The 8,020-nt window shown below is 38.2% G+C and carries 6 protein-coding genes; 5 read left to right on the top strand and 1 reads right to left on the bottom strand.

Features of this window, described 5'->3' with window-relative positions:
* Positions 1-50 precede the first annotated feature (50 nt).
* Entirely contained in the window at positions 51-1,172 is a 1,122-nt protein-coding gene (locus tag ACE3RB_RS10280; protein ID WP_374464139.1) for an alpha/beta hydrolase-fold protein, read from the bottom strand.
* 198 nt (positions 1,173-1,370) lie between these two features.
* Here ACE3RB_RS10280 and glgB point away from each other — a divergent pair, with 198 nt between their 5' ends.
* The 5 genes from glgB to ACE3RB_RS10305 all read left to right on the top strand — a co-directional run bounded on the left by glgB (position 1,371) and on the right by ACE3RB_RS10305 (position 7,855).
* Positions 1,371-3,317: a 1,4-alpha-glucan branching protein GlgB gene (gene glgB / locus ACE3RB_RS10285; RefSeq protein ID WP_374464140.1), complete on the top strand. Its 1,947-nt coding sequence runs from the start codon at positions 1,371-1,373 to the stop codon at positions 3,315-3,317.
* A 3-nt stretch (positions 3,318-3,320) separates the two neighbouring features.
* Positions 3,321-4,727 carry a glycogen synthase gene (locus tag ACE3RB_RS10290; RefSeq protein ID WP_374464141.1) on the top strand — a complete coding sequence of 469 codons (1,407 nt, stop codon included), beginning with the start codon at positions 3,321-3,323 and terminating at the stop codon, positions 4,725-4,727.
* 4 nt (positions 4,728-4,731) lie between these two features.
* Positions 4,732-5,268, top strand: a complete 537-nt coding sequence (locus ACE3RB_RS10295; RefSeq protein ID WP_374464142.1) for a hypothetical protein — start codon at positions 4,732-4,734, stop codon at positions 5,266-5,268.
* Positions 5,269-5,282: 14 nt separating this feature from the next.
* On the top strand, positions 5,283-6,551 hold the full coding sequence (locus ACE3RB_RS10300; RefSeq protein WP_374464143.1) for a glucose-1-phosphate adenylyltransferase: 1,269 nt from the start codon (positions 5,283-5,285) through the stop codon (positions 6,549-6,551).
* A gap of 263 nt (positions 6,552-6,814) precedes the next feature.
* Entirely contained in the window at positions 6,815-7,855 is a 1,041-nt protein-coding gene (locus tag ACE3RB_RS10305; protein ID WP_374464144.1) for an SRPBCC domain-containing protein, read from the top strand.
* Positions 7,856-8,020: the final 165 nt, after the last annotated feature.

Here is an 8,020-nt window from a genome sequence, read left to right on the forward strand (position 1 = left end):
TGTCTTCATTGTATTCTGATCAGCATGAATTTTCTACGGCAGTTATATGTTTAGTTTTTAATGCTTTGTTGCTGTGGTTTTACTTCCACAGGGTTTTCCGTATTGTCATAGAACAGCCATTCAATAGCTCTTGGAAATTCCTGTGACCAGTAAAATTCATTGTGGGTGCCTTCAGGGTTAATATTGGTTTTAAATTCAAAATCGAAAAGCTTTTTTTCTTCCCATCTTTTCAGATATTCTTCAAAAATATGAATTCTCTTGACCATTTTGGATCCTTCCTGACCACCGCCGTAAAGATAAATTTTTGTTTTAAAAGGAACTCTGAAATTCATCATTGGAAAATTATTATTCGGTTCTACCCAAAGGGAAGGAGAGAATATCAATAGCTTAGAATACACCTCAGGATAAAGAAATCCACTGTATATGCTGATCAATGCTCCCAATGAACTGCCTCCGATTCCGGTATTGTCGCGGTCTTTTTTGGTTCTGTAATTTTCGTCCACATAAGGTTTTAAAGTATCTGCAATAAAGCGGATGTATTTTTTACCTTCAGAACCATTGGCCACATGATCATTATCAAAAATATATTCTTTAATTCTTTCTTCGCTGCCGTGTTCTATGGCTATAATAATAAGGTCGCCCCGTCCGTATTCCGCAAGGATGGATAGTTTTTTATCAATTTCCCAGTTGCCATAGCCGCTCCCTTCGTTGAACAGATTCTGTGCATCCTGAAGATATAAAACAGGATATCGTTTATCTGTAGTATGATAGTCATAAGGAAGAAGTGCCCAGACTTTGCGGTAACGGTCAAGCTGTGGAATATAAAAATTTTCCGAAATAACTTCTGCAGTAGGAAAATACTCTTCTTTGAACGGTCCCCAGTTTAATCTCCATTTTTCTACAGTATCAGAAGTTTTTCCGGAGCTTTTTTTCGCTTTCCGGTTGGGAGTGATTTTTCCGTACTGATCCAGTTCCACATTCTCCCAGCCGCCTTTTGTGAATTTGTATTCAATATCTTCGGGAAGATTCTGATCTTCAATTTCTATAAAATAGCTGGCGGGGTCAAGTTGCTTAAGCTGAAAATTGTAATCTTTAGGGTTCCAGCTGTTGAAATTTCCGGTGATAAAAACCGGCCTGTCGTCTTTTTCTTCTGTATAAAGTTCAAACCTCATCGTATGTGTTTAATAAATGTTGATGTTAAATTTATAAAAAGATTGTTTTGGAATCATAAAAAATGTGAGGTAAAAAATGATATATTTGATAGATAGACGAAAACCAAAATTCAGTTGATAAATATTTGATGAATAATTAATCACTGTTGCCGGTATTTTTCGTAGTTTCAGGGAAAATATAAATACAAACTGATCTTGATGAATTCTGTTAAAACCTACACGCTTTTCACCGATCATGATGTGTATCTTTTTAAAGAAGGTAGGCATTATAAGCTGTATGGTAAATTTGGTGCACATTCGGCAGAAAAGGATGGCGTAAAAGGAGTATATTTTTCCGTATGGGCACCTAATGCAAAGAAAGTTTCCGTGATCGGAAATTTCAACAACTGGAATCATAAAGATCATATCCTGTTTCCAAGATGGGACGGATCCGGGATCTGGGAAGGGTTTATTGAAGGATTAACCTGGGGTACCTTATATAAATATGCTATTGAAACACAGGGCGGAGAAATTCTGGAAAAAAGTGATCCTTATGCATTGAGCTGGGAACAGAATATTCAGGCGGCTTCTCTGGTTTCTACTACATGGTATGAATGGAATGATCAGGCATGGATGGACCAACGTTGGGAAAGAAACAGACTGGAAGCTCCTTTATCTGTATATGAACTGCATCTGGGTTCGTGGGTAAGAGACGGGGATTATCCTGACCGCTTTCTGAATTACCGGGATATTGCCAAAAAGCTGGTGCCCTATATCAGGGAAATGGGGTTTACCCACGTGGAATTCATGCCTGTGATGGAATATCCTTACGAGCCCAGCTGGGGATATCAGATTACCGGTTTTTATGCCGCTACTTCACGTTTTGGCTCGCCGCAGGATCTGATGTTTCTGATTGATGAGCTTCACAACAATGAAATAGGAGTTATTCTGGATTGGGTTCCGTCTCATTTTCCGGGAGATGCTAATGGTCTTCACCGTTTTGATGGTACCTACCTGTATGAGCATGAAGATCCGAGAAAAGGCTTTCATCCCGATTGGAAATCACATATTTTCAACTATGGGAGAAATGAGGTTAAATCTTTTCTGATTTCAAACGCCATGTTCTGGCTGGATCGTTACCATGCTGACGGATTACGCGTAGATGCGGTGACTTCAATGCTCCATCTGGATTATTCAAGGAATGAAGGAGAATGGGAGCCTAATATATATGGAACGAATGTGAACCTTGAAGCCAAAGCTTTTCTGCAGGAATTCAATACCGCTGTTTATAAGGAGTTCGGAGATAATATCATAACTATTGCTGAAGAAAGTTCAGATTTTCCTATGCTTACCAAGCCTGTTCATGACGGTGGCGTGGGTTTTGGTATGAAATGGATGATGGGCTGGATGCATGATACGCTGGATTATTTTAAAGAAGACTTTGAGAACAGAAAATTCCATCACCATAAGCTGACATTTGCTTCCATGTATATGTATAATGAAAATTATATGATGCCTTTGTCACATGATGAAGTGGTACACGGCAAAGCAAGTCTTATCTATAAAATGAAAGGTGACGAATGGCAGAAATTTGCCAACCTGCGTACCTTATATGTATATATGTATACCCATCCCGGAGCCAAGCTGCTTTTTATGGGGGACGAATTCGGGCAGACCAGTGAATGGAATTTTACCAGAAGCCTCGACTGGCATTTGCTGAAATATCCTGTTCACAAAGGAATGCAGGAACTTGTTAAAGATATGAATCACCTTTACAGATCGGAAACTGCCTTTTATGAAAATCAGTTTGACAGAAACGGATTTGAGTGGGTGGAAGCGGATGATCTTGAAAATTCAGTATACATTTATCTGAGGAAAGGAAAAAAAAGAGACGATATTATGATGGTGGTTTTAAATCTGGCTCCGAAAGTACTGGATTATAAAATCGGGATTCCTGCAGGCACCCACTGGGAAGTGATTTTGAATTCGGATGATGAAAAATACAGCGGCAGCGGGGTAGAACCTGAAATACTGGATGAGAAGTATGAAGAATGGAGAGGATATACAAAAACAATGACCGTGAAGCTGCCACCATTGGCAGGAATTGTTTTACGTCAGAAGAAAGATAAAAAATATAAATTACACAGAATTAAACATAAGAGATAAAGAATGGTTGTTTATCATTTAAGTACAGAATGCTATCCTGTCGCAAAAGTTGGTGGCCTGGCAGATGTGGTTGGAGCACTTCCAAAATATCAGAATAAAATAGAAGGAGTAGAAGCGAAGGTGGTAATGCCCTGGTACAACAAATCCTTCGTATATGATCATGAATTTGATCTGGTTTTTGACGGGTTTATTCATCAGGGAGCTAATATGCTGCAGGTTCAGGTATTGAAAGAAAAGACAAATGTTCTGGGATTTGAGCTGTATATGGTAAGAATTCCCGGATTACTGGACAGGGACAACCCTTATGGCTACCAGGATGAAAGTTTTCAGTTTCTGGCTTTCCAGCATGGCGTATTACATTGGCTGTCTGCGATGAAAATCCGTCCTGATGTACTGCATTGCCATGATTATCATACCGGTCTGGTTCCTTTTATGATACAAAACTGTTATGAATTTGAATTCTTAAAAGGAGCAAAAACAATAGGAACGATTCATAATGGCGAATACCAGGGCATGATGAGCTGGACAATGGCACAGTATATGCCTTCTTTCGATGCATACCAATGGGGACTGATGGATTGGAACGGACTGATGAATCCTCTGGCCAGTATGATCAAATGTGCCCATGCTTTTACCACCGTTTCGGAAGGATATCTGGAGGAACTTTTCATAAGCTTCCGCGGACTCGAAAGCCTGGTGCGTCAGGAATTCGGAAAGGCATATGGAATCATCAATGGAATTGACACAGAAGTCTGGAACCCGGAAACCGATCCGATGCTGGATTTTAATTTTAACATTACAAATGCAGTAGCTCAAAAGAAAAAAAATAAAGAAAACCTCTGTAAAGAATATGGATTGAAACCCGAACTTCCTTTATTTGCCTTTATCGGAAGATTCGCTACGGAGAAAGGAGCAGATCTGCTGCCGGATGTTGTATGGCGAAGTATCAAGCAGAGTTATGGCGCTTTGAATATCATGATTCTCGGTTCAGGGAATACCTATATTGAGAATAAGCTGAAAGAATATGATTATACGTACACCAATTTTGCATTGGATCTCGGATATAAAGAACATCTTTCCCATAAGATCTATGCATCGGCAGATTTTCTTCTGATGCCTTCAAGGGTAGAACCATGCGGACTGAATCAGATGTATTCTATGAGATACGGGACTGTTCCTGTGGTAAGATATACAGGAGGGCTTAGAGATACGGTGGAAGATATTTCAACAGGAGGTGCAGGACTGAACTTTACTTATCCGGGGGTAGATGATGTTGTACATGCCATGAACAGGGCAATGGCGATTTATAATCAAAAAGGGGTTATGGAAGATCTTATCCATGCCAACATGAATTTTGATTTTGCATGGGAGAAATCTGCAGAAAAATACATAGCTTTATATAATAGCTGATATCGTGAAGATTTTCAGCTTTCTTTCCCTGGTAATGCTTATGCTGTTTTCCTGTAAAGAAGACAGGGGAAGCTATCATGGAGGTTATTATTGGATCTATGGCTACGGTCTTCCGGCAATGGAAAAGTATGAAGCAATGGCTGGCATTTCCGAAAAATGGAAAATAAAGCATTACTCTGTCGCTGGTTGTCTGGTAGAACGTGACGAAATGAAAAGGATAGATGCTCTTAATAAAAGGACTTATGCTGCAATAGAAAGAAAATATGGGAAAGGCTGGAAAGAAAAGTATCGTAAAGATGTCGATGACTTTGTAATGAAGAGCGCTGATGTAATGGATGTGCTTATTACAAATCCTTCCTTCAGGAATGAGCTTAAAAAATATAATATTGAAATCTATAACCTGGATAAAGAGATTTCAGTACTGAATGATAAAGATGATTTTCGGGTGACTGTTTATAAAAACGAACTCCAATATGAAAACAAAGAATGCTTTAAAGTAGCAGTAAACACTAAGAACAGAACAGTAAACTTAATAAAATAAAACGCAAGATATTTATGAATCGAAATGTAATCTCTATTGTTTTAGGAGGAGGCAGAGGAACAAGATTATTCCCGTTAACGTATACCAGATCAAAACCGGCTGTTCCTATTGCAGGAAAATACAGACTGGTGGATATTCCTATCTCAAACTGTCTGAACTCAGGACTGAATAAAATTCTGGTGTTAACGCAGTTTAATTCTGCTTCCCTCAATTCACATATCAAGAATTCTTATCACTTTGATATTTTCAGCAAAGGCTTTGTCGATATTCTTGCAGCCGAGCAGAATGTGGAAAATGACAGCTGGTATCAGGGAACTGCTGATGCTGTACGCCAGTCTATGAAGCACCTTGAAAAATATGATTATAACTATATCCTTATTCTTTCAGGAGATCAGCTCTACCAGATGGATTTCAGGGAAATGCTGGATTTTCATATTGAAAACGGAGGAGATCTTACCATTGCTACTATTCCCGTTAACGCAAAAGATGCTACAGGTTTTGGTATCTTAAAATCCGATGACGAAGGAAATATTACCTCTTTCTATGAAAAGCCAGGTTATGATATGCTGGAAGGCATGAAATCTGAAGTTTCGGATGAGAATAAACATGCAGGAAAAGAGTTCCTTGCTTCCATGGGAATTTATATCTTCACCAAGAATATCCTTAAAAAGATGTTTGAAGAAGGAGCGGGCGATGATTTCGGAAAAGATATCATTCCAAGTTCCATCGGGAAATATAAAACATTAAGCTATCAGTATGAAGGCTACTGGACAGATATCGGAACCATAGAATCTTTCTACGAAGCCAATCTTGACCTTTGCCTGGACCTGCCGCAGTTTAACCTTTTCTCTTCATCACCAATCTATACCAGAGCGAGAATGCTTCCACCGTCAAAAATCAACGGTTCATATGTAAGTAAAGCTGTTTTTGGAGATGGATGTATCATTATGGCAGACAAAATTGAAAATTCCGTGATTGGAAACAGAACCAGAATTGATAAAGGAAGTACCATCGTGAATTCCTATGTTATGGGAGCTGATTTCTACCAGAATACGACAGAAATTGTCATCAATGACAGAGGAGGACGTCCGAATATGGGAATCGGAAAATACTGCTATATAGAAAAAGCAATCCTTGATAAAAACTGTTATATTGGCGACAATGTGAAAATCATCGGCGGAAAACACATTCCGGATGGAGATTATGGAACCTATTCTGTTCAGGATGGGATTGTGGTTGTGAAGAAAGGCGCTGTCATTGCTCCGGGAACACACATCGGGTAAAAGTAAGGAAGTTGGATGCTGGAAGATGGATGCAGGAAGTTATTAAGGCCAGAAATAGAAAAGTAACCTCTTTATATAAATTCAGGTTTATTGAATAAGACTTGATATTTTTAATTAAAAAAGAATTAGTAATTACTTGTCGACTAGTAACTTCCAGCTTCCCTCATCCCGCTTCCAGCCATTAACCAGTTAATTATTGTTAAACATATCATTGGAGTGATCAGCATATTGTTCACTCTTTTTATTTGTATTATTTTTGTGCGATGCGTATTTTTAAAATCTTAACGGTAATTATTATCCTTTTGGGAGGAGCTTATGCTGCTTCCATGTATTATTTTGTGGACGAAAGTAAAAACTTCACGATTGAAAAAGAGATTGATTATCCTGTGGATAAGGTTTTTGCCCAGTTTAACAACCTTCAGAATTTTACAAGATGGAATAATTTTTTTACCAGCTCACCCTCTATAGATATTGATTATTATATGCCATATGAAGGACAGGGAAGTGCCATCAGCTATGTAGACCGTAAAAATGATACTGACGGAGAAATGTTCATCAGATATGAGAACCTTAATAAAACCCTGAAATATCAGCTTTTTGAGGATGAAAACGAAAATCCGACGCTGGTGGACGTTAAATTTAAGCCTGTTTCTGCGGAAAAAACAAAAATCATCTGGTACGTACATACCCCGAAACTTCCTGTCTGGAAAAGAGTGGAAAACTTCTGGACGGAGGACCGTTTTGCTGAAAATATCAACAAAAGTATGGTGAATCTTAAAAACTCTTTAGGGAATAAAGTGGAAAAAGACAACCAGATGGCAGCAATAAAATACGACAGTTTGATGGTGGAAAACGAAGAAAACAAATTGTTGCTGGGCATCAATGTGAGTACTTCAAACAAGAAAGATGCGCTTTACAAAAATATCGTGATGAACTATAATAAAGTTTATAATTTCGTAACGATGGACCTTGGAAAAAGAGATGACGAATTCGGATATCCGATCCTGATTACTGACGCAGATAACTTCAAAGACAAAGAGGTTTCTTATTTTCTCGGAATTCCACTTTCTAAGAAAATCGGAGTGTCTGACAATAACTTCAATTTTAGGACCGTAAATCCGTCTCAAAATTATGTAATTTATTACAAAGGAAACTACGAGGGGCGAATTCGGGCAATTCAGCAACTCATTCAGAAAGCCAAAAAAGACGAGATGCGCTTCGGAGATATCCGCCAGACCTTTATTGAACGTCCGATGGATGGACAAGATGTGAATGTTAAGCTCTCATTATCAGTATATAAGTAATTTTTTTTTAATTTATTTTTTCTTAAGTTTTTTTAACGGTTTCAGACTGTTCTAAGTCGGTTTTTTTTATTAAATTTGAAGATTAATTCTACAAATAAATTTTAATAAATAGATAAACTGTAATAATGGACAGATTTTCATTCCTAAACGCAGCTCATTCTCAGT

This window comes from Chryseobacterium sp. (assembly GCF_041914225.1).
In the GTDB taxonomy this organism is placed as follows: domain Bacteria; phylum Bacteroidota; class Bacteroidia; order Flavobacteriales; family Weeksellaceae; genus Chryseobacterium.